This is a genomic window from Gemella sp. GH3 (assembly GCF_013415425.1).
Classification (GTDB): Bacteria; Bacillota; Bacilli; order Staphylococcales; family Gemellaceae; genus Gemelliphila.
In genome coordinates this window covers 1-437 of record NZ_JACBYC010000133.1, presented here as the reverse complement: position 1 = coordinate 437, position 437 = coordinate 1, and the positions used below count along the sequence as shown (strand labels likewise).

At 34.8% G+C, this 437-nt stretch carries 1 protein-coding gene and 1 pseudogene; both read left to right on the top strand.

All coding sequences use genetic code 11. From position 1 onward, the window contains the following. The coding region (locus HZY83_RS05635) for a poly-gamma-glutamate biosynthesis protein PgsC/CapC (RefSeq protein ID WP_218925352.1) at positions 1-203 on the top strand (203 nt) is incomplete at its 5' end. 23 nt (positions 204-226) lie between these two features. Next, positions 227-437 (top strand): annotated as a pseudogene (locus HZY83_RS05630) (CapA family protein); the annotation flags it as partial.

Here is a 437-nt window from a genome sequence, read left to right as displayed (position 1 = left end):
GTATGGTACTCAAGTTTATATTTGACTTAATTTATCCTCTCACGCCATTTGAGATGGTTGAAGTTTCAGGTATTGGTGTTGTCATTCCAGGAATCATTGCAAATACGGTTCAAAAGCAAGGTGTCGTAATTACATTATCAACTACAATGTTATTAACTTGTATTACTTATGTCATCTTGTTCTTATATAGCTTTATCAACTAATCACGAACAAGGAGCGCGTATTAATGAAAAAGAAAAAACGATTATCGCCCAGTGAGTGGTTACTTAAACAGTCTAAAAGACATAAAAGAAGAAACACGCTTTACACGGCGATTGTCCTTTTATCAGCTTTAATTCTATTAGTATCTGCGATCAGAGCAATACATGTCGATCCTGTCAAAAGTGATGCCAAAAGTGGAAATAGCCTTCGATTTACATACTTAGGCAACATTACTT